This is a genomic window from Alsobacter sp. SYSU BS001988 (genome assembly GCF_054796215.1).
The window spans coordinates 126126-151112 of the sequence record NZ_JBTAMK010000006.1; the positions used below are offsets into that span (position 1 = coordinate 126126).

General features: G+C 70.3%; 24 protein-coding genes. 12 read left to right on the forward strand and 12 right to left on the reverse strand.

Annotated elements, in window-relative coordinates:
• Positions 1 to 146: 146 nt before the first annotated feature.
• The 4 genes from rplI to rpsF form a co-directional block, all read right to left on the reverse strand.
• On the reverse strand, positions 147 to 710 hold the full coding sequence (gene rplI / locus ACYVO7_RS13815) for a 50S ribosomal protein L9 (RefSeq protein ID WP_460450405.1): 564 nt from the start codon (positions 708 to 710) through the stop codon (positions 147 to 149).
• A gap of 31 nt (positions 711 to 741) precedes the next feature.
• Positions 742 to 1710: a DUF2232 domain-containing protein gene (locus tag ACYVO7_RS13820; protein WP_460450406.1), complete on the reverse strand. Its 969-nt coding sequence runs from the start codon at positions 1708 to 1710 to the stop codon at positions 742 to 744.
• A 168-nt stretch (positions 1711 to 1878) separates the two neighbouring features.
• Positions 1879 to 2118 carry a 30S ribosomal protein S18 gene (gene rpsR / locus ACYVO7_RS13825; RefSeq protein ID WP_406858225.1) on the reverse strand — a complete coding sequence of 80 codons (240 nt, stop codon included), beginning with the start codon at positions 2116 to 2118 and terminating at the stop codon, positions 1879 to 1881.
• Positions 2118 to 2609, reverse strand: a complete 492-nt coding sequence (gene rpsF / locus ACYVO7_RS13830) for a 30S ribosomal protein S6 (RefSeq protein WP_406858597.1) — start codon at positions 2607 to 2609, stop codon at positions 2118 to 2120. The genes rpsR and rpsF overlap by 1 nt, the downstream gene beginning before the upstream one ends.
• A gap of 263 nt (positions 2610 to 2872) precedes the next feature.
• Between rpsF and ACYVO7_RS13835 the strand changes: the two genes are divergently transcribed.
• The 8 genes from ACYVO7_RS13835 to gmk all read left to right on the forward strand — a co-directional run bounded on the left by ACYVO7_RS13835 (position 2873) and on the right by gmk (position 10141).
• Complete coding sequence (locus ACYVO7_RS13835; protein WP_460450407.1) at positions 2873 to 3265, forward strand: VOC family protein; 393 nt, start codon at positions 2873 to 2875, stop codon at positions 3263 to 3265.
• A 121-nt stretch (positions 3266 to 3386) separates the two neighbouring features.
• Positions 3387 to 4334, forward strand: a complete 948-nt coding sequence (gene fabD / locus ACYVO7_RS13840; protein WP_460450408.1) for an ACP S-malonyltransferase — start codon at positions 3387 to 3389, stop codon at positions 4332 to 4334.
• 50 nt (positions 4335 to 4384) lie between these two features.
• The gene (fabG, locus tag ACYVO7_RS13845) at positions 4385 to 5122 is read left to right on the forward strand and encodes a 3-oxoacyl-[acyl-carrier-protein] reductase (RefSeq protein WP_460450409.1); all 738 of its coding nucleotides are present in this window, start codon (positions 4385 to 4387) and stop codon (positions 5120 to 5122) included.
• Between the two features lie 269 nt (positions 5123 to 5391).
• The gene (locus tag ACYVO7_RS13850; protein WP_406858221.1) at positions 5392 to 5631 is read left to right on the forward strand and encodes an acyl carrier protein; all 240 of its coding nucleotides are present in this window, start codon (positions 5392 to 5394) and stop codon (positions 5629 to 5631) included.
• Positions 5632 to 5666: 35 nt separating this feature from the next.
• Positions 5667 to 6932, forward strand: a complete 1266-nt coding sequence (gene fabF / locus ACYVO7_RS13855) for a beta-ketoacyl-ACP synthase II (RefSeq protein ID WP_460450410.1) — start codon at positions 5667 to 5669, stop codon at positions 6930 to 6932.
• A 200-nt stretch (positions 6933 to 7132) separates the two neighbouring features.
• Complete coding sequence (gene mltG, locus ACYVO7_RS13860) at positions 7133 to 8503, forward strand: endolytic transglycosylase MltG (RefSeq protein ID WP_460450411.1); 1371 nt, start codon at positions 7133 to 7135, stop codon at positions 8501 to 8503.
• A gap of 95 nt (positions 8504 to 8598) precedes the next feature.
• Positions 8599 to 9486, forward strand: coding sequence for a YicC/YloC family endoribonuclease (locus ACYVO7_RS13865; RefSeq protein WP_460450412.1), 888 nt, complete (start codon positions 8599 to 8601; stop codon positions 9484 to 9486).
• Between the two features lie 4 nt (positions 9487 to 9490).
• Entirely contained in the window at positions 9491 to 10141 is a 651-nt protein-coding gene (gene gmk, locus ACYVO7_RS13870) for a guanylate kinase (protein WP_460450413.1), read from the forward strand.
• Positions 10142 to 10172: 31 nt separating this feature from the next.
• Here the strand turns inward: gmk and ACYVO7_RS13875 are convergent, their stop codons facing one another.
• The 6 genes from ACYVO7_RS13875 to lptF all read right to left on the reverse strand — a co-directional run bounded on the left by ACYVO7_RS13875 (position 10173) and on the right by lptF (position 19221).
• The gene (locus ACYVO7_RS13875; RefSeq protein ID WP_460450414.1) at positions 10173 to 12245 is read right to left on the reverse strand and encodes a methyl-accepting chemotaxis protein; all 2073 of its coding nucleotides are present in this window, start codon (positions 12243 to 12245) and stop codon (positions 10173 to 10175) included.
• 180 nt (positions 12246 to 12425) lie between these two features.
• Positions 12426 to 13292: a 16S rRNA (adenine(1518)-N(6)/adenine(1519)-N(6))-dimethyltransferase RsmA gene (gene rsmA, locus ACYVO7_RS13880; protein WP_460450415.1), complete on the reverse strand. Its 867-nt coding sequence runs from the start codon at positions 13290 to 13292 to the stop codon at positions 12426 to 12428.
• On the reverse strand, positions 13289 to 14305 hold the full coding sequence (gene pdxA / locus ACYVO7_RS13885; RefSeq protein WP_460450416.1) for a 4-hydroxythreonine-4-phosphate dehydrogenase PdxA: 1017 nt from the start codon (positions 14303 to 14305) through the stop codon (positions 13289 to 13291). Before pdxA ends, rsmA begins: the two co-directional genes overlap by 4 nt.
• A 76-nt stretch (positions 14306 to 14381) precedes the next feature.
• The gene (locus ACYVO7_RS13890; protein ID WP_460450417.1) at positions 14382 to 16973 is read right to left on the reverse strand and encodes an LPS-assembly protein LptD; all 2592 of its coding nucleotides are present in this window, start codon (positions 16971 to 16973) and stop codon (positions 14382 to 14384) included.
• Positions 16973 to 18058, reverse strand: coding sequence for an LPS export ABC transporter permease LptG (gene lptG / locus ACYVO7_RS13895; RefSeq protein ID WP_460450418.1), 1086 nt, complete (start codon positions 18056 to 18058; stop codon positions 16973 to 16975). Before lptG ends, ACYVO7_RS13890 begins: the two co-directional genes overlap by 1 nt.
• Before the next feature lie 11 nt (positions 18059 to 18069).
• A complete protein-coding gene (lptF, locus tag ACYVO7_RS13900) occupies positions 18070 to 19221 on the reverse strand; it encodes an LPS export ABC transporter permease LptF (protein ID WP_460450419.1) in 1152 nt (383 codons plus the stop codon).
• 264 nt (positions 19222 to 19485) lie between these two features.
• On the opposite strand from lptF, the gene ACYVO7_RS13905 reads away from it, so the two are divergent.
• The 3 genes from ACYVO7_RS13905 to ACYVO7_RS13915 are packed head-to-tail and all read left to right on the forward strand — an operon-like array spanning position 19486 to position 21904.
• Entirely contained in the window at positions 19486 to 21018 is a 1533-nt protein-coding gene (locus tag ACYVO7_RS13905) for a leucyl aminopeptidase (RefSeq protein WP_460450420.1), read from the forward strand.
• 2 nt (positions 21019 to 21020) lie between these two features.
• A complete protein-coding gene (locus ACYVO7_RS13910; RefSeq protein WP_460450519.1) occupies positions 21021 to 21488 on the forward strand; it encodes a DNA polymerase III subunit chi in 468 nt (155 codons plus the stop codon).
• Positions 21485 to 21904 (forward strand): hypothetical protein, encoded by a 420-nt coding sequence (locus tag ACYVO7_RS13915; RefSeq protein ID WP_460450421.1) that lies wholly within the window; start codon positions 21485 to 21487, stop codon positions 21902 to 21904. Before ACYVO7_RS13910 ends, ACYVO7_RS13915 begins: the two co-directional genes overlap by 4 nt.
• A gap of 791 nt (positions 21905 to 22695) precedes the next feature.
• Here ACYVO7_RS13915 and ACYVO7_RS13920 read toward each other — a convergent pair.
• Both ACYVO7_RS13920 and gnd read right to left on the reverse strand, forming a co-directional pair.
• On the reverse strand, positions 22696 to 23232 hold the full coding sequence (locus ACYVO7_RS13920; protein WP_460450422.1) for a gluconokinase: 537 nt from the start codon (positions 23230 to 23232) through the stop codon (positions 22696 to 22698).
• On the reverse strand, positions 23229 to 24278 hold the full coding sequence (gene gnd, locus ACYVO7_RS13925) for a phosphogluconate dehydrogenase (NAD(+)-dependent, decarboxylating) (RefSeq protein WP_460450423.1): 1050 nt from the start codon (positions 24276 to 24278) through the stop codon (positions 23229 to 23231). Before gnd ends, ACYVO7_RS13920 begins: the two co-directional genes overlap by 4 nt.
• Before the next feature lie 157 nt (positions 24279 to 24435).
• Here gnd and ACYVO7_RS13930 point away from each other — a divergent pair, with 157 nt between their 5' ends.
• Entirely contained in the window at positions 24436 to 24867 is a 432-nt protein-coding gene (locus tag ACYVO7_RS13930) for a DUF6496 domain-containing protein (RefSeq protein WP_460450424.1), read from the forward strand.
• Positions 24868 to 24987 lie beyond the last annotated feature (120 nt).

Here is a 24987-nt window from a genome sequence, read left to right on the forward strand (position 1 = left end):
AGGAGCGGCGGGTTTGTTGTCGTCCGCGCCGGGCCGGCCTTGGCTGTTGCCGGATTGCTTCAGTGAGTCGCGTCCCAGGCCCCGGACGCAAAAAGCCCGGCCGTCGCCGGCCGGGCTCCTTGATCGCGAGCGCGGAGCGCCGAGGCTTACATGTCCTCGCCGGACTCGGCCAGGGCGGCGCCGATCTCCAGGCCGAGGTCGTCGAGGTTGTTCTCCTCGCGGCCCTGCAGGACGCTCTCGCCGCGCGCCTGGCGCTCGGCTTCCTCGGGGCTGCGGGCGACGTTGATCGACACCGTCACCTCGACCTCCGGATGCAGGTGCACCGGCACCTTGTGCAGGCCGATGGCCTTGATCGGCGTATTGAGCGCGATCTGCTGCTTCGTCACCGTGAAGCCGCCGGCGGTCAGGATCTCGGCGAGGTCGCGGGCCGCGACGGAGCCGTAGAGCTGGCCCATCTCGCCCGCCGAGCGGATGATGGTGAAGCTCTGGCCGTCGAGCTTCTCGCCCACGGCCGAAGCCTCGGAGCGCAGCTCCAGGTTGCGGGCCTCGAGCTGGGCGCGCTGCGTCTCGAAGCGCTCCTTGTTGCCGGCGGTGGCGCGCAGCGCCTTGCCGCGGGGCAGCAGGTAGTTGCGGGCGTAGCCGTCCTTGACGCGGACGACTTCGCCCATCTGGCCGAGCTTGGCGACGCGTTCGAGCAGGATGATCTGCATGGTGGTTCTCCTTTGAAGGTTCGCGTGGGGATCAGGTGGAAGAGGGCGCGGGCGGCGGGTTCTTGGCGAAGCGCCGGGCCCGGATGCCCAGCACGGCGTCGGCCACGCCCAGCAGGGCGTAGAGCAGGGCCGGCCAGCCGGGCAGCATGACGAAGGTGGCGTAGACGGCGCTGAGGATGCCGATGCGGCCGGCCACGCCCTGGGTGAGCACGTGGATCACGGCCAGGCCCTGCATGCAGTAGGCCATCGCCAGCGACGCCGCGAGCGAGCGGGCGCCCAGTCCGGCGAAGCCGTGCAGCAGGACGCCCAGGACCGCCGAGGCCCCGAGCAGCAGCAAGGCGACGTTGGGCAGGGCGACGGCGGGGATGAAGGGCCACGGTCGCGGCAGCCGGCCGGAGGCGCGCACGACGCGGGCCGCGATCCACAGCAGCAGCGCGGCGGAGCCGACCCCGACCGCGGCGCTGACCGGCGGCGCGACCACGGCCATGAGGCGCGCCATCTCGGGAGTGGACATGCCGCGGGTCTCGACCGGCAGCTCGTCCATGTCCGAGCCGATCTGGCGAAGGACGCCGATGATGCGCTCGAAGGCGTGACCGAAGGCCTTGTAGTCGCCCCCGCCGATGGAGATCGACACCGCGAGGGTGATCGCGGTCGAGACCAGCACCATCCAGAACAGCACGCGGCCGATGGGGTACCACTCGGGAGGGCCGTCCTCGGCGCGGGCGAGGAGCGTCAGATAGGCGTACCACCAGGCCGGAAGCGCCACCGTGAGGGCGTAGGCCGCGCCGCCCTTGAGCGAGAACAGCAGCCCGACCAGCAATGCGCCGGCGGCCGCGGCGGCGAGGCCGGCGCGGTGGTTCCAGCCGAGCGCCGCCAGGAGCACGGGCAAGGGGGAGACGAAATAGAGGATCACGGCGAGCGGGTTCCCGGTCGTGATGACCGCGAACAGAAGGGCGGAGGCCAGGCCTGCGCCGGCGCCGATGCCGAGGATGGTCTTCATGGCGTCGAGCTGTCCCGCGTCTCGTGGACGGGTTAGGGGAGAGGGCTCCCCAACCAACCCGCCGCGATGGATTCGCGCCGGGCGACTGGATCAGGCGAAAGGACGCCGGCCCGAAGGTCGGCGTCGGATCCTGGCTGCGCCCTGCCGGAGGGCGTCAGGCGAGGACGATCAGGCGATCACGTAGGGCAGCAGGCCCAGGAAGCGGGCGCGCTTGATCGCCTGGGCGAGCTCGCGCTGCTTCTTGGCCGACACGGCCGTGATGCGGGACGGAACGATCTTGCCGCGCTCGGAAATGTAGCGCGACAGCAGACGCGTGTCCTTGTAGTCGATCTTCGGCGCGTTCGGGCCGGAGAACGGGCAGGTCTTCCGACGGCGGAAGAAGGGGCGACGGGGTCCAGCGGCGGACATCAGACAGTCTCCTCGGTCGCAGGGGCATCCTCACGGCGCGGGCGATCGCCGCGGGGCGGGCCGCCCGGACGTCCGCCGCCACCGCCGAAGCGGTCGCCGCCACGGCCGCCGAAGCCGCCGCCGCGTCCACCGAAGCCGCGGTCGCCACGGTCGTCGCGGTCGTCGCGGTCACGCTTCTGCATCATGGCCGAGGGGCCTTCCTCGAGCTCCTCGACGCGGATGGTCATGAAGCGGAGGATGTCCTCGTTGATGCTCATCTGACGCTCCATCTCGGCCACGGCGGCCGCGGGAGCGTTGATGTTGAGCAGCGAGAAATGCGCCTTGCGGTTCTTCTTGATCCGGTAGGCGAGGGACTTGACGCCCCAGTACTCGACCTTGTCGAGCGTGCCGCCGAGACCCTCGAGGACGGACTTGAACTGTTCCGTCATGGTCTCGACCTGCTGCGCGGTCACGTCCTGACGCGCAAGGTACACATGCTCATAAAGAGGCATAAGCTCTTGGCCTTTCTTCATCGGGCGCTTCCGGCGCGAAGCCCTTCGGGCCACGAAAGGCCCGAGTGGGTATACCGAAGGCGGGAACACGGGAAGGCGGGGCCGAACCCCTGGCCGCGCACGCGCAAGCCCTTCCGTTCAGCCCCCGGCCGGAAGCTGCGAAGCGCGCTGTGTACAGGCAGCGCCGGGCGGAAGCAAGGGGGCGCCGCGGCGAAAGGTTGCGTTATGCTGGGGCGTCCCGCCGCCAACCCACGCTGTCTCCCATGCTCGACCATGTCTCGATCACCGTTTCGGACCTGCGCCGCGCCGAGCGTTTCTACGACGCCGTGATGGCGGCGCTCGGGGTCCCGAAGGTCGGCGCCACAGACGTCTGGCTGGGCTACGGCCAGCGTTGCGACGCGGACCGCCCGGACCTCACCTACCTCGCCGTCAAGCCCGGCCCGGCCCCCGAGGCGGCTCATGGCCGGCACTGGTGCTTCAAGGCCCCGAGCCGCGCGGCGGTCGACGCCTTCTGGGCGGCCGGCCTCGGCGCGGGCGGCTCCGACGACGGCCCGCCCGGGTTCCGGACGCAATACCATCCCTGCTACTACGCCGCGTTCCTGATGGATCCCGACGGCAACCGCGTCGAGGCCGTGTGCCATCTCCGGGACGGCTAGAGGCGGCGGGGACGGCCCGGATTCGGCCGCAGGGCCCCCGGCCGCCGCGGCGGCCCTTGACAGCCCGCGCCGGCGCGTGCCTTTCGGCGCCACGATTCAAGGCGCCCGAGGAGACGCATCGATGACCGCCGCTTTCACCTTCCCGGGACAGGGCAGCCAGGCCGTCGGCATGGGCAAGGCGCTCGCGGAGGCGTTCCCGCAGGCCAGGGCCGTGTTCGAGGAGGTGGACGCGGCGCTGTCGCAGAACCTCTCCGCCCTGATGTGGGAGGGCCCGGAGGCCGACCTCACCCTCACGGCCAACGCCCAGCCCGCCCTGATGGCGGTGAGCCTGGCGGCCTTGCGCGTGCTGGAGGCCGAGGCCGGCCTCAATCTCGCCCGCGACGCCGCCTATGTGGCCGGGCATTCGCTCGGCGAGTATTCGGCGCTGTGCGCCGCCGGGGCCTTCACGATCGGCGACGCGGCGCGGCTGCTGCGCATCCGCGGCGACGCCATGCAGAGGGCCGTGCCGGCCGGCGAGGGCGCCATGGCGGCGCTGCTCGGGCTCGAATTCGAGGCCGCCGCGGCGGCGGCCGCGGAAGCCGCTCAGGGCGAGGTCTGCCAGGCCGCCAACGACAATGGCGGCGGGCAGGTGGTCGTCTCCGGCTCGCGGGCGGCGGTCGAGCGCGCCTGCGAGATCGCCAAGGCCAAGGGGGCCCGCCGCGCCCTGATGCTGCCGGTGTCCGCGCCCTTCCACTGCGCGCTGATGCAGCCCGCGGCCGACGCCATGCAGGAGGCCCTGGCCGCCATCGACATCAAGGCGCCGGTCGCGCCCGTGGTGGCCAACGTGCATGCGGCGGCCATCCAGCAGCCCGAGATGATCCGCGCGTCGCTGGTGGCGCAGGTCACCGGCACGGTGCGCTGGCGCGAATGCGTCGCCTTCATGGCCTCGCACGGCGTCACGACGTTCTACGAGGTCGGCGCCGGCAAGGTGCTGACGGGCCTCGTGCGGCGCATCGCCGAGGGCGCCGAAGGCGTCGCGATCGGGACGCCGGACGACGTCGCCGCCTTCAAGGCCCGGCCGCGCGGCTGAGCCCCGACGCCATCACAACGAAGGGCCGCGGCCCGACAGGGGAGTGATCCATGTTCGATCTCACCGGCAAGTCCGCGCTGGTCACCGGCGCGTCGGGAGGAATCGGCGGCGCCGTCGCGCGCGCGCTGCACGCCCAGGGCGCGACGGTCGCGATCTCCGGCACCCGCAGGGAGGCCCTCGAGGCGCTGGCGGGCGAACTGGGCGAGCGCGTCCACATCCTCACCGCCAACCTGTCGGACAAGGATTCGGTCGAGGCCCTGGTGCCCGGCGCGGAAGCCGCGATGGGCCAGCTCGACATCCTGGTCAACAACGCCGGGGTGACGCGCGACAATCTCTTCATGCGCATGAAGGACGACGAGTGGGACCAGGTGATCCGGGTCAATCTCGAGGCGTCGTTCAGGCTCATGCGCGCGGCCGTGAAAGGCATGATGCGCCGGCGCTGGGGGCGCATCGTCTCGATCACCTCGGTGGTGGGCACGACCGGCAATCCGGGGCAGGGCAACTACGCCGCCTCCAAGGCGGGGCTCGTCGGCCTGTCCAAGTCGCTCGGGGCCGAAGTGGCCAGCCGCAACATCACCGTCAACTGCGTGGCGCCGGGCTTCATCGAGACGGCGATGACCGACGTCCTGACCGACAAGCAGAAGGAATCGATCCTCTCGACGGTGCCGATGGGCCGCCTCGGGACGGGCGCGGAGATCGCTGCGGCGGTGGTGTACCTGGCCAGCCCGGAGGCGTCCTACGTGACGGGGCAGACGCTCCACGTCAACGGCGGAATGGCAATGATTTGAATAAATTGCAAGGCTATGTTCGCCTTGTGGACGAAGTTCCCGGCCCTCTCGCCAAGGAAAATAAAGTATGTTACTCAGCCCTCACGTCCATTGGGGGGCTTGACGGCGCCGTCCGCTGCGGCGTTTGAGGGATGAGACGGGTTACGGCGATCGTTCACGGTTGGCGGCCCGGGCACGACCCCCGCGACATCCGGACCGTCCAGACGGACCGGTTCCCTTTCCGGTTCGCGCGGCCGCATGCGGCGCGAACAGCTTAAACGAGGAACACCATGAGCGACATCGCCGCCCGCGTGAAGAAGATCGTGATCGAGCACCTGGGCGTGGAGCCCGAGAAGGTCATCGACAGCGCCAACTTCATCGACGATCTCGGCGCCGACAGCCTCGACACGGTCGAGCTGGTCATGGCGTTCGAGGAAGAGTTCTCCGTCGAGATCCCGGACGACGCAGCCGAGACGATCCGCACCGTGGGCGACGCCGTGTCGTTCCTGGAGAAGAAGGCCGCGGCCTGATCTCGGGCGACGAGGGCGGAAGCGGATTGGGCGCAATGCGGCGTGTGGTCGTTACGGGACTCGGGATGGTGTCGCCGCTGGCGTGCGGCGTCGAGCCGACCTGGAAGCGCCTGATCGAGGGCCAGAGCGGCGCAGGCCGCATCGAATCGTTCGACGTGAGCGACCTCGGGGCGAAGATCGCCTGCCAGGTCCCGCGCGGCGACGGTTCGGGCGTGTCGTTCAACGCCGATGACTGGATGGATCCCAGGGACCAGCGTCGCGTCGACGACTTCATCGTCTTCGGCGTCGCCGCGGCCACCCAGGCGCTGCGGGACGCCGGCTGGAAGCCGACGACCTACGAGGAGCAGACCACGACGGGCGTGCTCATCGGGTCGGGCATCGGCGGCATCGGCGGCATCTACGACGCTTCCATCACCCTCTACGAGAAGGGTCCGCGCCGGATTTCGCCCTTCTTCATCCCGGGGCGGCTGATCAACCTCGTGTCGGGATACGTGTCCATCGAGCACGGGCTCAAGGGCCCGAACCACGCGGTCGTGACCGCCTGCTCGACGGGCGCGCACGCCATCGGGGACGCCGCCAGGCTGATCGCCTTCGGGGACGCCGACGTCATGGTGGCCGGGGGCGCCGAGTCGCCCATCAACCGGCTGTCGATGGCGGGCTTCGTCTCCTGCCGGGCGCTGTCCACCGCCTTCAACGACGACCCGACCCGCGCGTCGCGTCCCTACGACAAGGACCGCGACGGCTTCGTCATGGGCGAGGGCGCCGGCGTCGTCGTGCTCGAGGAACTCGAGCACGCCAAGGCGCGCGGGGCCAGGATCTACGCCGAGATCATCGGCTACGGGCTCTCGGGCGACGCCTACCACATCACGTCCCCGTCCGAGGACGGCGACGGCGCCTATCGCTGCATGGCGGCGGCGCTGAAGCGGGCGGGGATCACCCCGTCCGACGTCGACTACATTAACGCCCACGGCACCTCGACGCCGCTCGGCGACGAAATCGAGCTCAGGGCCGTGGAGCGGCTGGTCGGCAACGCGGCCAGCGAGCTGGTGATGTCCTCCACCAAGTCCTCGATCGGACACCTTCTGGGGGCCGCCGGGGCGGTCGAATCGATCTTCTCGATCCTGGCCATCCGCGACCAGATCGTCCCGCCGACGCTCAATCTCGACAATCCCTCCGTCGAGACCCCGATCGACCTCGTCCCGCACACGGCGCGGTCGCGCAGCGTCGAAGTGGCGCTCTCCAACTCCTTCGGCTTCGGCGGCACCAACGCGTCCGTGGTGTTCAGGCGCTACGACGCCTGACGTGGCCTGCGGCCGGCGGGCCGTTTCCACATCCTTCCTCGTCGGCGGCGCGCCAGAACCGCCGTCTCGCTTGCGCCAGGCTCGCCCTTTCGCCACATTCCGGGCTAAGGTCCGGTCCACCAGCGAGGTCGCGCCGAGCCGGGGGCGCTCGTCCGCCGGCGCGGGCCTGCTAAGCATCCTTGAGAGCCTGCACAGGATCCATGGCCGACATCAACGAGCCCCACGCATCCGCCGACGCCCACACGGCGAAGGCGCGCCCGGCCGGGCGTTTCGTTCCGCGCAGTCCCGCGGAGGCGATCCAGCCCGTCGCGCCGCCGCAGCTGCCCCCTTCGGAGCGCCGGCGGCGTCCCATCGTCAACATGTTGAGCGGGTTCCTGTCGCTGGTCATGGTGCTGGCGCTGCTGACCGGCGTCGCCGTGTTCTTCGGCAAGACCCAGTTCTACGCCGCAGGCCCGCTCGCCTCCGACAAGATCGTCGTCGTGAAGGGCAGCTCCGGCGACGTGGCCGAGCAGCTGAAGCAGGAAGGGGTGATCGACCACCCGACCCTGTTCCTGGCCGGGCTGCACCTCACCCGCAAGGCGTCGCAGCTGAAGGCGGGCGAATACATGTTCCGCCAGCACGCCAGCCTCGGCGACGTCATGGACACGCTGGTCGAGGGCAAGTCGGTGCTGCACTCGGTGACGGTGCCGGAGGGCCTCACCTCCCAGCAGATCATCGACAGGCTGGCCGAGAACGACGTCCTCACGGGCGAGCTCACCAGCGTCCCCAAGGAGGGCAGCCTGCTGCCCGACACCTACAAGTTCTCGCGCGGCATGACGCGCCAGCAGCTCGTGGAGCGCATGCAGCAGGAGCAGGCGCGGGTGCTGCGCGAGGTGTGGAGCCGCCGCAGCGCCGAGATCCCGGTCAAGTCGCCCGAGGAGCTCGTGGTGCTGGCCTCCATCGTCGAGAAGGAGACCGGCCGCGCGGACGAGCGGTCGCGCGTCGCCGGCGTCTTCATCAACCGCCTGAACCGCAACATGCGGCTTCAGTCCGATCCGACGATCGTGTACGGCCTGGTGCAGGGCAAGGGCACGCTCGGGCGCGGCATCATGCGCAGCGAGATCGACCAGCCGACGCCCTACAACACCTACCAGATCCAGGGCCTCCCGCCCGGCCCGATCGCCAATCCGGGCCGCGCCGCCATGGAGGCCGTGGCCAATCCGTCGCGCACGCGCGAGCTCTATTTCGTCGCCGACGGCACGGGCGGCCACGTCTTCGCCGAGACCCTCGACCAGCACAACAAGAACGTCGCCCGGTGGCGTCAGCTGGAGGGCGAGCGCCGCGACGCCGCGCCGGCCGACGCGGCGGTCGTGCGGGACCCGTCGGGCGCGCCGACGGCGGCCAAGCCTGGAGCCAAGCCCGGCGCCGCCGCCTACGCGCCCGTGGCGCCGCTGCAGACCGGCGCTCCCGCGACCGGGCCCGTCGGGCCGCGCGGCAATCTCGACGCCGTCGCGGGCACTCCCAAGGACCCGCTGAACAACAAGAGCTTCGACCTCAACTCCCCCAAGGTCGTTCCGGCGCTGCGCCCGTGAGGCGGGGCGGCCGGCCGCCCCGCGTCGCCCGGCTTGAAGCGCGGGGCGTCCCGGCCTAAACAGCGCCAGCGCAACTTCTTGCGACGGAACACGCCATGGCGCTTGCAAGCATGACCGGATTCGCCCGGGAGGTCGGGCAGACCGGACCCTGGCGGTATGTCTGGGAACTGAAGACCGTCAACGCCAAGGGGCTCGACGTGCGGCTGAAGACGCCGCCCGGCTTCGAGGCCCTCGGCGAGGAGGCGCGGGCGCGCATCGGCCGGGCGCTGCAGCGCGGCACCTGCTTCGCCTCCCTGACGGCTTCGCGCGAGGCCTCGCCGGCCGTGGCGCGGGTCAACACCGCCCTGCTCGATTCGCTGGTGGAGGCGCTCGCCCCCTATGACGGCCGGCTCGGACTGCGGGCGCCGTCCGTGGGCGCGCTGCTCGGCGTGCGCGGCGTGGTCGAGATCGCCGAAGCGGAGGAGGACGAGGCGGCCGCCGCCGAGAGCGCCGCCGGAATGCTGGAGGGCCTCGACCGGGCTTTGTCCGAGCTCGTCGTCACCCGTCGTCAGGAGGGCGAGGCGCTGCGCGGGCTCCTTGACCGCCGCATCGACGCGATCGAGGAACTGGCCGCCGCGGCGGACGCCTGCCCGGCGCGCAAGGCCGAGGCCGTGAAGGCGCGCCTCGCCGAGCAGATCACGGCGCTGCTCGACGCCTCGCAGGGGCTCGACCCCAACCGCCTCCACCAGGAAGCCGTGCTGCTGGCAGCCAAGGCCGACATCCGCGAGGAGATCGACCGTCTGCGCGCCCATGTGGGCGCGGCGCGCGAACTCATCGGCAAGGGCGGCCCCGTGGGACGCCGGCTCGACTTCCTCGCCCAGGAGTTCTCCCGCGAGGCCAATACGCTGTGCGCCAAGGCCAACGACGTGGCCCTGACGGTGATCGGGCTCGACCTCAAGACGGAGGTGGAGCAGTTCCGCGAGCAGGTCCAGAATGTCGAGTGAGACGATGACCGCCCAACTCGCCAATGATCTCGTCAGCCGCCGGGGGCTGCTGCTGGTCCTGTCCTCGCCGTCCGGCGCGGGCAAGACCACGCTGACGCGCCTCCTGCGCGACAAGGAGCCGACGCTGGCGCTGTCCATCTCGGTCACCACGCGGCCGCGCCGGCCCAGCGAGGTCGACGGCGTGCATTACCGGTTCATCGCGGTGGACGAGTTCACCGCCATGCGCGACCGGGGCGATCTCCTGGAATGGGCCGAGGTCCACGGCAACTTCTACGGATCGCCGCGGCGCGAGATCGACCAGGCGCTGGCCGGCGGCCAGGACATCCTGTTCGACATCGACTACCAGGGCGCGATGCAGGTGCGCGAGAAGGCGGCGGCCGACGTCGTCAGCGTCTTCATCCTGCCGCCCTCGATCCCGGAGCTGAAGCACCGGCTCGAGCGGCGGGCCGAGGACAGCCCCGAGGTCATCGCCCGGCGCCTGGCCGCCGCCAAGATCGAGATCGACCGCTGGCGGGACTACGACTACGTGCTGGTCAACGACGACCTGAACCGCACCTTTCCCCGGCTGCAGGCGATCCTCGTCGCCGAGAGGCTGAAGCGGGAGCGCCAGACCGGGCTCCCTGACTTCGTCCAGGGGCTGCTGAAGGACCTCTGAGCCGAGGGCCGCGCGGCGGGGGGCAGGGCCGTCAGGCCGCCCGCCGCCTGCGGGCTGCGGCGGCCGGCCGGAGCGCATCGTCGGCGGATCGGACGGCGGGCCGGCCCGTCCTGAACACCGCCACGACGTCGTTCAGGTTGCGGATCTCCGTCAGCAGGCTGTCGGCGGACGCGGCGCTCTCCTCCGCCAGCGCGGCGTTCTGCTGCGTCGTCTGGTCCAGGGTGGCGACCGCCTGGCTCATCTCGTCGATGCCGTTGGCCTGCTCGGCGGTGGCGGCCGAGATCTCGTTGACGGTCGCCGAGACCTTCTCCGAAGCGCCGACGATCTGGTCCAGCGCGGCGCCCGCCGAGCGCACCATCTCGACGCCCTGCGTCACCTCCTGGCTGGTGGAGGCGATCAGGGCGTTGATGTCCTTTGCGGCCTCGCTGGAGCGCTGCGCCAGCGTGCGGACCTCGGACGCCACGACGGCGAAGCCCTTGCCGGCCTCGCCGGCGCGCGCCGCCTCGACGGCGGCGTTGAGGGCGAGCAGGTTCGTCTGGAAGGCGATGTCGTCGATCACGGACGAGATGTCCGAGATCTTCCGGCTGGCGTCCTCGATCCGGCCCATCGCGTCCACCGCGTCGCGCACGATCTTGCCCCCCGTGCTGGCCACATGGGTGGCCTCGCGGGCCATCTCGGCGGCGCTGCGGGCCGAGGCGGCGCTCGCCTTCACGGAGGCGGCGAGCTGCTCGGTCGTGGCCGCCGTCTCCTCCAGGCTGGAGGCCTGGTCCTCCGTGCGAGCCGAGAGGTCCTTCGCGCCGCTGTTGATCTCGCCGGCCGCGGCGGTGACCTCCGAGGCGGAGCGCTGGATGACCATCACGGTGTCGGCGAGCTGCGCGACCGTGGCGTTGACGGCGACCTTGAGCTCCTCGAAGCGCCCGCGATAGGCGGTGTCGACGGAGCGCGTCAGGTCGCCGGCCGAGATCGCCGTCAGGGCCTGGACGAAATCGGAGGTGGCCTCGTCGACCGTCTGATTGATCCGGTTGATGCCCAGCACCAGCTCGCGCAGATCGGCGTCGACCTCGTTGACGGCGATGCGGGCGGTGAAGTCGCCGTCCGCCGCCGCCCTCACCACCGATCCCACGTCCTGCATGATCTTGCCGAGAGCGGCCGAGCGGGCGGCCTTGATCTCGCCCTCCTGGCGCTCGCGCGCCGCCCTTTCGCCAGCCTCGAGCTTGCGCATGCGCTGGGCGTTCTCCTTGAACACCTGCAGGTGGCCGGCCATGTCGCCGATCTCGTCGGCTCTGCCCGCGCCCTTCACCTGGACGGAGAGATCCCCCTCGACGATGCCCTTCATGGACGTCGCAAGGCCATCCAGCCCGGCGAGCACCCTGACGGCCACGAAGGCGCCGCTGACGAGCACCAGGAGCGCCAGCACGGCCGCCGAGAGCCGGGCCATGTTCTGCGCCCTGTCGCTCGCCGCCGCGGCGGCCTCGACCTCGGACTGGGTGCGGTGTTCGAGGAGCGCGAAGAACTCGTCCACCGGAGTCATGATCTTCGCCTTGTACTGGTGGTACAGAGGCGAATGCAGCAGCTCCCTGGCCTTGGCCTCATCGGCCGGGGTGGCCTTTCCGCCGCTGCGCTTGCCTTCCACCAGGGACATGGCCTCCACTTCGAGGCCGACGAGGCCGTCCGAATTGGCCTTGGCCTGCTGCAGCTTGGCGAATTCGGCTTCGGTGAAGCCGGCCTGCTTCATCAGCTCGAGAAGGGGCGCTGCGGCGCCGGCCGGGCGCGGCTGGGCCATTCCCGCCGCCACGAAGTCCCAGTACACGCGATGATAGTCTTGGGGCCGCGGCTTCTTGCCGTCACGGATGTCCAGGATGTCCAGATATTGCTGCTTGAAGGACGCGTCGCCGGTGACCACGTAGGTCCGGCCCAGCCGCGTGAGGTCGTCCGAGCTCTGGCGAAGTTCGTCGGCGAGGAGATAGGACTGGTACTTGCGGCTGGTGGCTTCGCGCATGGCGTCGCTCGCGCTTCGCGCAGCCACAAGGCCGTAGATGAGCGCGCCGCATGAGAGGACGGTCGCGGCGATCAGCAACCCGAACACCCGTGAAATTCTCAGCATTGGTCTCTCCGATCGCGGGTCAGAGGATGCAGCGGCGACCGTCATGGACGGCGGCCCGTGGGCGACCGGCGCGCAACCCGCGACCGTCACTTAACGACAATCAAGTTAAAGAATTACGACCGTTAAGTGCTGGGGCCAGCTTTAGCTACTTAGAATTGCATATCCCGCCGGTCGCCGGGCTCAGCCCTGCGGACGCCAGGCCTGGGCCAGCGCCACGAAGCCTTCGACCGGGACCGTCTCGGCCCGGGCCGTGGGGTCGAGCCCGGCGGCCTGGATCAGCGGCGCGGGGTCGGCCTGAAGGGACTTGAGGCTCTGCCGCAGCATCTTGCGGCGCTGGCCGAAGGCGGCGGCGGTGACGGCCGAGAGGGTCGCGGCGTCGCAGGCCAGCGGCCGGCTGCGCGGCAGCAGCGAGACCACCGACGACATGATCTTCGGCGGCGGGGTGAAGGCCGAGGGCGGAACGTCGAACAGGATGCGGGCCTCGGTCCGCCAGCCGCACAGCACGCCGAGGCGTCCGTAATCCTTCGGGTCTTCGGGCGTCGCCACGATCCGCTCGGCCACCTCGCGCTGGAACATCAGCGTCATGCTCTCGAAGAAGGGCGGCCAGGGCTCCGTCTCGATCCATCGCGTCAGCAGCACGGTGCCGATATTGTAGGGGAGGTTCGCGACGATCCGCACCCGGGCGGGCGCGTCGCCATGGACCTGGCGCAACAGCGCCGGCCAGTCGGCCTCAAGGGCGTCGCCCGGCGCGACCGTGAGCCTGCCCGGATAATGCGCCGCGATCTGGGCCAGCGCCGGCAGGCAGCGCGAATCGCGTTCGACGGCGATGACATGCGCCGCGCCGAGCGACAGCAGCGCCCGGGTGAGGCCGCCCGGGCCGGGCCCGACTTCGATCACCGTGACGCCGTCCAGCGGCCCCGCGCTGCGCGCGATCTTGGCGGTGAGGTTCAGGTCCAGCAGGAAGTTCTGGCCAAGCGAGCGCTTGGCCGCGAGGTCGTGGTCGCGGATGACGTCGCGCAGGGGCGGCAGGCCGTCGATCGCGCTCATGGGGCGAGCCGGCCGGCGAGGCGCAGCGCCGCGATCAGGCTGTCGGGCCGCGCGATCCCCCGGCCGGCGATGTCGAAGGCGGTCCCGTGATCCGGGGAGGTCCTGACGAAGGGCAGCCCCAGCGTGACGTTGACGCCGTCGTCGAAGGCCAGGGCCTTGATCGGGATGAGCGCCTGGTCGTGATACATGCACAGCGCGACGTCGTAGCCGGCTCTGGCGCGCGCGTGGAACATGGTGTCCGCCGGCAGAGGGCCGAAGGCCTCGAATCCCTCCGCGCGCAGCCGCTCGACCGCGGGGCGAACGACGGCGTCGTCCTCCGTCCCCAGCGCGCCGCCCTCGCCGGCGTGGGGGTTCAGGCCCGAGACGGCCAGCCGCGGCCGGTCCAGGCCGAACCGCGCCATCAGGTCGCGCGCCGTGATCCGGCCGGTTTCGACGATGAGGTCGGTCGTCAGCGCCGCCGGAACCCGGCTCAGCGGGATGTGGATCGTCACCGGCACGACCGCGAGGGTCTCCGACCAGAGCATCATGACCGGCAGCGGCTCGGGCATGGACCAGAACCGGGCCGCGAGCGCCGCGAGATATTCGGTGTGGCCCGGATGCCGGAAGCCGGCCTGGTACAACACCGCCTTGGCGATCGGGTTGGTGACCACGGCGGCCGCCCGTCCCGCATGGACCAGTTCGACCGCCCGGTCGATCGACGCGATGGTCGAGGCGGCCGTCGCCGGATCGGGAGCCCCCGGCATGGCCTCCGCCGCGGCGCAGCCGGCCAGGACGGGCAGGGCGGCCGCGAAGGCCGCGCCGGCCTCCTCGGGCTCGACCACGGCGAGCGGCGCCGAAACCCCGAGCCGCTGCGCCGCCGCGGCCAGGAGGCGGGGATCGGTCGCCGCCACGAACGGGCGCCCGCCCGCCCGGTCGCGGTCGAGCCAGGCCCGGACCGTGAGTTCCGGCCCGATCCCGGCGGGATCGCCTTGCGTCAGGACGAGAGGCAATGGGTTGCGCGCTGGCGTGGTCATGGCTGTCGCCCCATGCGCGGCGAACTCCCCTGCGCCGGACCGCCGGGGCCTCGCCTTGTCCGCCGCCAAGGCGGCGTCACTGGGTGATGCCGTCCGTGACGACGCTGGTCTGGTTGTAGGAGTAGCTGGCCGAGCCCAGCGTCCGCAACTCGAGGCGCAGAAGCACCGTCTGGACCCGCTCGCGCGAGCCGTCCGCCAGCGTCTGCTTGCCCGAGTTCTGGTAGACGACCGAGAAGGTCGTGCACTCGTCGTGATAGCCCGCGCCCAGCGACACCGCCCCGATGCCGACCGGGTTCGACGTCTGGTAGCCCTGCACGCCATAGAAGCGCTCCGCCGAGTGGCGGCTGAGATCGACGAGCACGCTGCCCGTCACGTACCAGTTCGGCGTGATGTCGTAGCGGGCGTTGGTCGAGACGCCCTCGCGCTTGGTGTAGATGCCCAGGTCCGGCTGCGCCGCGTAGCGGGCGTAGATCACGCTCGTCGCCAGGTTGGCGAAGGTCGCGGTGGCCTGCAGCTCCACGCGCTTCAGCGCGAAGTCGGTCTCGTTGAAGCGCGACCGCGCGGTCAAGGTGAGGTTCGAGGACGGCGCGATCTGGATGCGCGAGACATAGTCGGAGCGCGTCGTGTCGAGGCCGGAGTCGAGGCCCGTGCGGCTGAGGTCCGGCGTGGAATAGGAGTTGCGGCCGGCGATCTGGTAGGACTGCCCGAACAGCGTGCTGATATAGCCGCCGTTCAGCATCGTGAAGGTGTATTGCGCGCCGATATTGGCGCGCGTGCCGCCCTCGGTGCGGTCATAGCCCGAGAACTTGGTCGTCGAGAACAGGTTCGTGTCGTCGAAGACGAGGCTCTGCGCGTCCTCGTTGACGATCTTGTTGATCTGCGACTCGCCCGGCCGGGCGATGATCTGGGCGATCGGCTCGATCACATGCGTGCCGATGCTGCTGTCGGCCACGAAGGGATAACGATAGGTCACGCCGACGGCCGGCATGCCGCGCATCACGACGTCGTCGCTCGTGTCGAAGAAGTTCGGCAGGTACTTGTTGAACTGGCCGCCGGTGTCCGGCGACTTGAACAGGACCTCGCCGCGCGCCGACACGAAGGGCGTCCAGCTCTGGCCGAGCGGGTCGATGAAGGTCCGGCGCCAGGACAGGTCCGTGGTCAGGCGGGTGTAGGTCCCCGCCGCGCCGCGCACATAGCACTTGCTCGGGTTGAACTGGCCCGGAGCGCAGGAATCGTAGAGCCGGATCGGGTTGCCCAGCGTGTCGTAGCCGATCGGGAACAGGTACCGGCCGGGGATGATCCCATTGTCCTGGTACAGGCTCTGATAGTCGGTCTGCTGGCGGGTGAGGCTGGTCAGATTGGCGCTGAGCGCGAACTCGCCGCCGATCAGGGCCGGGGTGAAGCGGCGGTCATAGTCGACGACCGGATGCACGACCGGCTGCACCTTCTGCCAGTCGGCGTAGGACAGGCCGCGGAAATAATAGGCGCGCGCGTCGAACCAGCTGCGCTGGCCCTGGCCCGTGAGGTTGATGGTCGACGTGTTCTCGCGGAAGCCCAGCGCGTTGAAGGCCGAGATCGCGTTGGTGTTGATCGAGCCGCGGTACTTGTAGTTCTGGTAGTACCACTTGTCGGTGGAGGCTGAGAGGTCCCAGCCCCAGACCCACTTGTCGTTGATCAGGAACTTGCCGCGCGTATCGACCGCGCCGCGGAAATCCTTGTCGCGCGCGCCGTAGGGCGGCGCCAGGAAGGCGTTCGGATCCTGCTGGAAGATGCCGGACGCACGGATGTTGTAGCTGCCGTTGACCAGGCGATGGCGCCATTCCACCTCGCCCAGCAGGCCCTGGCGGGTCAGGAGCGTGGGCGTCAGCGTCAGGTCGTAATTGGGCGCCAGCGCCCAGAAATACGGGACCGCCACGCCGTAGCCGATCGACGACGACGCGACGTAATGGGGGGCCAGGAAGCCCGATTTGCGTTTCACGGTCGAATCGGGCGCCGAGAAGAACGGCACATAGGCGATCGGCACGCCGTAGAACTCGAGCGTCGCGTCCTCGTAATAGACGGTGCGCTCCTCGTTTTTGTGGATGATCCGCTTGGCGCGGACCTGCCACAGGGGAGGCTTGGTCGGGTCGTCCTTGCAGGCGTCGCAGGCCGTGTAGGTGCCGCGCTCGAAGACCGTCGTCTCGCCCCCGGTGCGCTCGCCGCGCGGCGCCACGAAATGCGTCTTGTCGATCGTGTCGACCCGCAGGGAATCGATGAAGCCGTCCTTGAAGTCGTCGGTGAGCTCGAACTTGCTGCCGTAGACGACCTGGCCGTTGGCCTCGGTCATCTTGGCGTTGCCCTCGGCGTAGACGCGGTTGTTCGCCCGGTCGTAGATGACCTTGTCGGCCTCCAGCGTGCGGCCCTGGTAGTAGAGCTGGGCGTTGCCGACGGCCGCGACGGTGTTCTTGTCCTTGTCGTAGACGAGCTCGCGCGATTCCACGAGCAGGCGGTCCTTGCCCTGGCCCGCCTTCTCGGTCTTCTTGGCGAGCCTGTCCGTCAGCGTCTGCGCGACCGGGGCGTCGGTCCAAGTGACCGGCCCGATGCTCGCGATGCCGACGGCCAGAGCCGCAATATAGCGTCGTTTCACCATGCCCGAACCAAAACGGCCGAAGAACGCACGGCCCGACATCACCCGTCCTCTTGATACAGGAGTGCGAGCGTTCCGAGCAAACTCCCGACCACCGCCGGCGACCATGCCGCTACCGAAGCCGAGAGGAGTCCTGCCGCGCCGAGATCCTCCACCAACTGGGTGACGACATAGAGCACGAAGCCCGCCGTCACGCCACCGAGAACCATCTTCGCCACACCACCAAAACGGAAAAATCTTAACGAAACGGACGCCGCGATGAAGACCATTGCGACGAAGAGCAAAGGACGGGCCAGAAGCGATTGAAACTGCAAGCGATAACGGGTCGCGTCGAGGCCCGCGGATTCGGTCCTGGCGGCCAGTTCCGGCAGCTCCCAGAAGGGAATGGTCTCCGCTGAAGAGAAGGAATTCCGCACCTGATCGGGGGTCAGATTGGTCGACAGGAGGTAAGAAGAAAAGCTCTGTGGCTCCACGCCCACACCCGTGATCCGGGCCTCCGCGAGCTCCCAGAACCCGTCGCGCAGCGTCGCTTCGCGGGCCTCCACACGGTCGATGAAGGAGCCGTCCTTGGCGAACTCGAACACGGTGACGCGGCTGAGCTGGGTGCCGGCCGCCATCGAGCGGTCGGCGCGGATGATCGCCTGTCCGTCGAGGCTGCGCTGGCGAATCCAGAGCTCCTTCTCGCCCGAGCCCTTGCTGCGGCCGAGCTTGGAGGTCTCCACCTGGATGGCGCGCTCCTTCAGCTTCGCCGAAAGCGGGTTGTAGATGGTGGCGGCGACCACGCCGAATCCGACCGCGACGAGGAGCGGCGGGGCGAGGAACTGCCAGACTGAGACGCCCGCGGCGCGCATCACCACGAGCTCCAGCTTGCGCGAGAGGTTCAGCAGCGCCGCCATGGAGCCGAACAGGACGGCGAAAGGCAGGATCTGCTCGGCGACCGCGGGAGTGCGGAACAGGGCCAGCTGGGCCAGCAGCCCGGTGGACAGGTCCGCCACGTCGCCTGTGCGGCGCACGAGCTCGACGAAGTCCAGCGTGTAGATGAGCACGAACACGGTGACGAAGACGCCCGTGATGGTGCGCACGAATCGCGCCGCCAGATATCGCCCGAGGGTGAAGCCGATCACCATGCCGGCCCCCGTCAGCCCGCCGCCGCGGCGTGGGCGGGGGCCGGAGCGCGGCGCAGGCGCGACCCGCCGCGCGCGCCCAGGGTCGGCGCGAAGGCGATCCCGAGCGCGACCGCGCAGGCGAGCAGCGGCGCCAGATAGGCGAGGGGCACGGCCCAGCCGGCGCGCGGGATCAGGCTGGAGATGGCGAAGCCCGCGATCCGCACCAGGCCGACGGCCACGATGGCGGCCCCGATCGCCGCGCCGCGGCCCTGGCGCGTGGTGCGCGGGGTGCCCAGCGCCGCGAAGGCGATCGCCATCATGGCGAAGCAATAGAGAGGCGCGGAGAAGCGGTCGTGCAGCTCTGTGCGGAAGCGGCCGGCGTTGCCCGGGATCTTGTAGTAGACCTCGTTCACGTCCGGGTGGAGCAGCATCGCGGTCGGGCGCTCGCGCGGCTTGTAGACCGGCGTGTCGCCGTCCGATCCGAACTGGCTGAGGTCGATGGCGTAGCGCTGGAACACCACGATGGCCGGGTCGCTCGAGCCCGGCTGCTCGCGCTGCACGCTGCCGTTCTCCAGCACCAGGTAGGGCGAGCCGTTGATCTCCACCGTCTGGCCGCGCTCGGCGATGTAGATGGCGGGCTTGGTCTTGTCGCGCCGGTCCTGCATGAAGATGCCCAGGAGCGCGTCCCCGGCCTTCTCGCGGTAGTGGAAGGTGATTCCGAGGTCGAGCGTGGTGAACTGGCCTTCCTTGACCACGTTGGACACGAAGTCGGCGCGCACGCTGGTGATGAGGTCGCGCAGGGCGCGAAAGCTCGCCGGCATGGCCCAGGTCGTCATGGCCAGCACCAGGACGGCGACGATCAGGGTGAGGCCGAGGAACGGGCGCAGGATGCGGCCGGGCGGCACGCCGGCCGCGCTCATGACGATCAGCTCGGAATCGCCGTTCAGCTTGTTCAGCGCGTAGATGGTCGCGATGAAGAGCGCCACGGGCGCGATGATGGTGACCAGCGCCGGAAGCGAGAGGCTGGTGATGGTGAGGAACATCATGATCGTCTGACCCTTGCCGGTCAGGAGATCGACCTCCCGCAGCGCCTGCGAGATCCAGATCACGCCGGTCAGGCTCAGCAGGGTCGCCAGGCAGGCGACGCCGGCGATCCGGAAGATGTAGCGGTCCAGCAGGCTCATCAGGGGGCTTCGGCGTCGTGCATCGTGCGACAGCGGTAAAGGCTTCCACGCGCGGCGGCAAGGATCGGGGCGGCCCGGAACGCGTCGGCGCGGGCTTGAATCGCTCACGATCGCGGCGCCGGCGTGGCGTTCCGCCGGGCGGGACGCGGCGCGCCGACGCGGCCCTCCGGCGCACTGGCGCAGCTTCCGACGAAACGTTATGACCCGTCAGGTCCGAGTTCGCCCATCCCGATCGTTTCTCCCGAACCCGTCCGGAGCGTTTGCATGTCAGAGCGTCTGAAAGTCTCCTTTGCGGCCCCGAGCCTGCCCGCGTCCGGCGCCCTCGTCGTCCTCATGGGAGACGACCTCACGCTTCCGGCGAGCGTGCACGAGATGATCGGCAAGCCCGCCGCCGACGCGATCGCGCGGGCCGTTGCGGCGGAGAGCTTCAAGGGCAAGGCGTCCAGCGGCCTGTCGATCCTCGCTCCCCCCGGGCTCCAGGCGTCGCGTCTGGTCGTGGTGGGCGTCGGCGGGGCGTCCGAGCGCGCCGAGACGGATTTCGTCGGCCTCGGCGGCGCCGTCCTGGGCCGGGTGGGCAAGAGCAAGTCCGTCGCCGTTCTGTTCCACGAGGGACCCGCCGGCCTGCGCAACGACGCGGAGGCGGCGGCCGACCTCGCGCTCGGCATGACGCTGCGCGCCTACGCGTTCGACAAGTATAAGACCAAGAAGCCCGACGACGAGGCGGCCGGCGAGGTCGACGTCGTCGTCGCCGTGGCCGATCCCAAGGCGGCCGGCAAGGCCCACCGCGCCCGCGAGGCGATCGGCGAGGGGGTGATGCTGGCCCGCACCCTCGTCAACGAGCCGCCGAACGTGCTCGACCCGGAGGAGTTCGCCCGCCGCGCGGCCCAGCTGGAGAAGCTCGGCGTCGAGATCGAGATCCTCGACGAGAAGAAGCTGGAGAAAGTCGGCATGCGGGCGCTGCTGGCCGTGGGCCAGGGCTCGCGCAAGGAAAGCCGCGTCGTCGTGATGCGCTGGAACGGCGCGAAGGGCGGCGGGAAGGAAGCCGGCAAGGGCGCCAGGGACGCCGCAAAGCCGGTCGCCTTCATCGGCAAGGGCGTCTGCTTCGATTCCGGCGGCATCTCGATCAAGCCCGCCGGCAGCATGGAGGACATGAAGGGCGACATGGCCGGCGCGGCCTGCGTGGTCGGCCTCATGCACGCGCTCGCCGCCCGCAAGGCCAAGGTGAACGCCATCGGGGTGATCGGCCTCGTCGAGAACATGCCCGACGGCAACGCCCAGCGTCCCGGCGACATCGTCCGGTCGCTGTCCGGCCAGACCATCGAGATCATCAACACCGACGCGGAAGGCCGCCTCGTGCTGGCCGACGTGCTCTGGTACGTGCAGGACCGCTTCAAGCCGGCCTTCATGATCGACCTCGCCACCCTGACGGGCGCGGTCCTGGTCGCGCTCGGCCAGGAGAACGCCGGGCTGTTCTCCAACGACGACGCCTTGTGCGAGAAGCTGTCGGCCGCCTCCAAGGCGACGAAGGAGGGGGTGTGGCGCCTGCCGCTCTCGGCCGCCTATGACAAGATCATCGACAGCAAGTTCGCCGACGTGAAGAATTCGGGCGGCCGCCACGCCGGCTCGATCACGGCGGCGCAGTTCCTGAAGCGGTTCGTCAACGACACGCCCTGGGCGCATCTCGACATCGCCGGCACCGGCATGGGCTCGCCGCAGAGCGACACCAACCGCGGCTGGGCGTCGGGCTGGGGCGTGCGCCTGCTCGATCGCCTGGTGGCGGATCACTACGAGGGCTGATCCTGGCCGAGATCCTGTTCTACCACCTGCTCCGGCAGGACATGGAGGCCGTGCTCCCGCAGCTGCTGGAGCGCAGCGTCGCCCGCGGCTGGCGCGCCGTCGTGCACGCGCCTTCGCCGGAGCGGGTCGCGGCGCTGGACGACCATCTCTGGACCTTCTCGGAGGAGAGCTTCCTGCCGCACGCGTCCGACAGGGATCCGGGCGCGGCCGGCGAGCCCATCGTGATCACCACCGAACTGGCCAACCCGAACCAGGCGCAGGTGCGCTTCCTGGTGGACGGCGCCCCAATTCCGCCCGACGCGGACGCTTATCAGCGCCTGGTCCTGATCTTCGACGGCCGGGACGACGAGGCGGTGGCGGCGGCGAGGGTCGCATGGAAGACCCTCAAGGGACGCGATCCGTCGGCGCCCGCCGTCGAACTGAGCTACTGGCAGCAAAACGACACGGGTCGTTGGGAGAGAAAAGCATGAAGCACGCGGCGCGGGCCATCGGGTCCGCCGTAGAGACCGCCGGCGCGCTGGCGCTCCGCGCCGGGGCGGTCGCCGCCCTTGCGGCCGCGCTCGGCGGCTGCGCGGTCGAGGTCAGCGGCTTCGCCAACGACAAGAGCGCCACGGCGCGCGTCGCCACCACCGAGGCGGTCGTGGCCGAAGATGGGCGCTGCACGGCGGACCTGTCGATCGATCCGTCGAAGTTCCGGGGCCGGGACGGGGAGGGGCTGATCGGCCTCACCGAGTGCGAGCTGGTGGCCGTCAAGGGCGAGCCGCTCAGCGTCCAGACGGGCTCCAGCCCGCGCGCCCGGCGCGAGACCACGATTCTCTACATGGAGCCGACCGGCAAGGCGCTCTACCTCTTCGCCGACAACCGCCTGGTCAAGGTCGTGCGCTGACGCGGGGGCGGCTTGACAGATCCAGAAAATATTCCTATGTTGGCGACGCTCTGGTCCACGGAGGGACGTCTGCAGCGTGAGGACGTGGACCAGGGGCGGCGGCCGTCGAAGGCCGGGCTCACCACCCGGTTCGAGGCGGCGGACGGAAGACAAGGTCCGACCAGCGAAGCGCGAAGGGGCTGAAAGCGCCCCGGGATCTTCCTTTCATCCTCCAACGCCGCGCTCGGAGCGGCGGGGCCTGGCGGCCTCCCGGCTCTTTTTCCCACTACCCCACACGCCGTGGGGCAACCAGCGACGCCGCTCCGCGCCGCCCTCCACCTCCGGGCCGAAAAGCCGCGGAGTTATCGCCGCTTCCCCTTCTCCCCGGCACGGGGAGAAGGTGGCCCGAAGGGCCGGATGAGGGGATGCGCGGCAAGCCCCACCACCCCTCACCCCAACCCTCTCCCCGTTCCGGGGCGAGGGGGCCGGCTGTGGCGCTTCCCAACGGTTCAGCCCCCACCCCGTCATCCCCGGCGCGCCGCAGGCGCAGGAAGCGGATGACGGAGCCGCCCTTCTCCCCGGCACGGGGAGAAGGTGGCCGAGCGCAGCGAGGCCGGATGAGGGGATAGGCGCCGCCCCTCACCCCAGCCCTCTCCCCGTTCCGGGGCGAGGGGGCCGGCCGCGGCGCTTCCCAACGGTTCAGCCCACAACCCCCCTCGTCCTTCGAGACGCATCGCCCAGGGGCGATGCTCCTCAGGATGAGGGGGAGCGCGCGTGAAACCGCTCCGGAGGGTCGCGGCGTGGGCGCGGCCTCAGGCGGTCGGCGCCAGCCCGAGGCGGGCGACGATGTCGCGGACGACGGCGCGGGGGCTCTGGACCACCGACACCGTCACGACGCCTTCGTCCGGCGCGGGCGGCTCGAGCGCGGCGAACTGGCTGTCCAGCAGGCTCGTCGGCATGAAGTGGTGCTTGCGCGCCTTCATGCGGGCGCCGATCAGGTCCCGGTCGCCGACCAGCAGCACGAGGCGCACGTCCGGGCGGCCGCCGGCGAGGATGTCCCGGTAGGCGCGCTTGAGGGCCGAGCAGGTGACGATGACGCTCTCGCCCGCGGCGAGGCGCTCCGTCAGCCAGGCCGCGATGGCGCGCAGCCAGGGCCAGCGGTCCTCGTCCGTGAGCGGCTCGCCGCGGCTCATCTTGGCGATGTTCTCCGGCGGATGGAACTCGTCGGCGTCGCGATAGGCCCAGCCCAGCGCCCGGGAGAGATTGCGCGCGGTCGTGGTCTTGCCCGAACCGGCCACGCCCATGATGACGACGCCGACCGGAGCGGCCGGCGGAACGGAACGCGTCACGCCGCCGGTCCCTTGCTGATCGGCCCCTTGATCTCGACGTCCTTGGTCCCGGTCGCCTCGGGGGCCGACTTGGCCACGGGCGGCTCGACATGGCCGCCGAAGCCCATCCGCATGGCCGACAGCACCTTCTCGGCGAAGGTGTGCTCCTGCCGGGAGCGGAAGCGGGCGTAGAGGGCGGCGGTCAGCACCTCGGCCGGCACGGCCTCCTCGACGGCGGCCTGCACGGTCCAGCGCCCCTCGCCTGAATCGGAGACGAAGCCGGAATAGCCGGCCAGGTCGCCATCCGACGCCAGGGCCGAGGAGGTGAGGTCGAGCAGCCAGGAGGTGATCACGCTGCCCCGGCGCCAGACTTCGGCGATCTCGGCGACGTCGAGGGTCAGGCGATGCTCGGCCGGAAGCTCGGGGCTGTCGGCGTGGCGCAGGATGTCGAAGCCCTCGGCGATGGCCTGCATCATCCCGTATTCGACGCCGTTGTGGATCATCTTGACGAAATGCCCGGCGCCGCTCGGCCCGGCGTGCAGGTAGCCCTGCTCGACGCGGGGATCGCCCGTCCGGCCCGGCGTGCGGGGGATGTCGCCCAGTCCCGGCGCCAGCGCGGCGAAGATCGGGTCCATGGCGTCGACGACCTCCTTGGGGCCGCCGATCATGAGGCAGTAGCCGCGCTCAAGGCCCCAGACGCCGCCGCTGGTGCCGACGTCGAGATAGTGGATCCCCTTGGCCTTCAGTTCGCCGGCGCGGCGGATGTCGTCCTTCCAGAAGGCGTTGCCGCCGTCGATGAGCACGTCGCCGGGCGAGAGCAGGGCGGCGAGCTCGCCCAGGGTGGCCTCCGTGACGGGGCCGGCGGGCAGCATCAGCCAGATGCGGCGCGGCGCCTGCAGGGCCGCCACCATGCCGGCGAGGTCGGCGACGGCGGTCGCGCCATCCGCGGCCAGCTGGCGCCCCGGCTCAGGGTTGCGGTCATAGACGACGCAGGAATGTCCGTTGCGCATCAGGCGGCGAACGATGTTGGCGCCCATGCGCCCCAGGCCGATCATTCCGAGTTGCATCGTCCCTCTCCGACCGTTGTTGCAACCGCCGCTGGCGGACCCGCCACGAAAGGGAAAAGCGCCCCGGTGTCAACGGCCCCCGAGGCCGGACGCGGCGCGCATCGAACCCGAAACGCGAAAATGCGTTGGAAGGCAAGACATTGATGGGAGGTCCGCGATGCCCAGGCCATCGGACGAGCAGAAGAAGACCGTGGAGCGCGTCATGCACGAGTTCAAGCATGGCGAGCTGGAGCAGGCCGGCGGGCGCAAGGTGAAGAACCCCAAGCAGGCGATCGCCATCGCGTTGCGCGAGGCCGGCGAAAGCAACCGCGATAGCCCCGCCAGGAACCGCGCGGCCCTGCGCCGGACCAAGGCGAAGGAGAAGCGCGGCGAGACCGCGCTCGCCGAGAAGGAAGGCAAGGCCGCCCAGGACCGGACGATGGCCAAGGCGGCAGGCGCATCCGCCCGGGGCAAGACGTCGGCCCCCAAGAACGCCCCGTCGGGCGAGGGGCGGACCAAGGCGGACCTCTACGCCGAGGCGCGCCGACGCGACGTGCCGGGCCGGTCGCGCATGAGCAAGCAGCAGCTGGAGCGTGCGCTGAAGCCCTGAGGCGCACGTCTCGACCAAGAGTCGGGGCGCGACGTAAGTAGCCCTGTTGCGCTTCCGACGATCCTCGCCAGCACTTTTGACGGCGCGTGCTGAACGGTTCCGTTTGTGCTTGGCCGGCGT

Coding starts and splice junctions, on each gene's coding strand:
- ACYVO7_RS13875 (WP_460450414.1), bottom strand. CDS start 12,245: ATGCTGAGAATTTCACGGGTGTTCGGGTTGCTGATCGCCGCGACCGTC.
- ACYVO7_RS13890 (WP_460450417.1), bottom strand. CDS start 16,973: ATGTCGGGCCGTGCGTTCTTCGGCCGTTTTGGTTCGGGCATGGTGAAA.
- rpsR (WP_406858225.1), bottom strand. CDS start 2,118: ATGTCCGCCGCTGGACCCCGTCGCCCCTTCTTCCGCCGTCGGAAGACC.
- rplI (WP_460450405.1), bottom strand. CDS start 710: ATGCAGATCATCCTGCTCGAACGCGTCGCCAAGCTCGGCCAGATGGGC.
- pdxA (WP_460450416.1), bottom strand. CDS start 14,305: ATGACCACGCCAGCGCGCAACCCATTGCCTCTCGTCCTGACGCAAGGC.
- ACYVO7_RS13850 (WP_406858221.1), top strand. CDS start 5,392: ATGAGCGACATCGCCGCCCGCGTGAAGAAGATCGTGATCGAGCACCTG.
- lptF (WP_460450419.1), bottom strand. CDS start 19,221: ATGAGCCTGCTGGACCGCTACATCTTCCGGATCGCCGGCGTCGCCTGC.
- ACYVO7_RS13820 (WP_460450406.1), bottom strand. CDS start 1,710: ATGAAGACCATCCTCGGCATCGGCGCCGGCGCAGGCCTGGCCTCCGCC.
- fabG (WP_460450409.1), top strand. CDS start 4,385: ATGTTCGATCTCACCGGCAAGTCCGCGCTGGTCACCGGCGCGTCGGGA.
- fabF (WP_460450410.1), top strand. CDS start 5,667: ATGCGGCGTGTGGTCGTTACGGGACTCGGGATGGTGTCGCCGCTGGCG.
- lptG (WP_460450418.1), bottom strand. CDS start 18,058: ATGGTGATCGGCTTCACCCTCGGGCGATATCTGGCGGCGCGATTCGTG.
- rsmA (WP_460450415.1), bottom strand. CDS start 13,292: ATGAGCGCGATCGACGGCCTGCCGCCCCTGCGCGACGTCATCCGCGAC.
- fabD (WP_460450408.1), top strand. CDS start 3,387: ATGACCGCCGCTTTCACCTTCCCGGGACAGGGCAGCCAGGCCGTCGGC.
- ACYVO7_RS13865 (WP_460450412.1), top strand. CDS start 8,599: ATGGCGCTTGCAAGCATGACCGGATTCGCCCGGGAGGTCGGGCAGACC.
- gmk (WP_460450413.1), top strand. CDS start 9,491: ATGACCGCCCAACTCGCCAATGATCTCGTCAGCCGCCGGGGGCTGCTG.
- ACYVO7_RS13915 (WP_460450421.1), top strand. CDS start 21,485: ATGAAGCACGCGGCGCGGGCCATCGGGTCCGCCGTAGAGACCGCCGGC.
- ACYVO7_RS13835 (WP_460450407.1), top strand. CDS start 2,873: ATGCTCGACCATGTCTCGATCACCGTTTCGGACCTGCGCCGCGCCGAG.
- ACYVO7_RS13905 (WP_460450420.1), top strand. CDS start 19,486: ATGTCAGAGCGTCTGAAAGTCTCCTTTGCGGCCCCGAGCCTGCCCGCG.
- mltG (WP_460450411.1), top strand. CDS start 7,133: ATGGCCGACATCAACGAGCCCCACGCATCCGCCGACGCCCACACGGCG.
- ACYVO7_RS13930 (WP_460450424.1), top strand. CDS start 24,436: ATGCCCAGGCCATCGGACGAGCAGAAGAAGACCGTGGAGCGCGTCATG.
- gnd (WP_460450423.1), bottom strand. CDS start 24,278: ATGCAACTCGGAATGATCGGCCTGGGGCGCATGGGCGCCAACATCGTT.
- rpsF (WP_406858597.1), bottom strand. CDS start 2,609: ATGCCTCTTTATGAGCATGTGTACCTTGCGCGTCAGGACGTGACCGCG.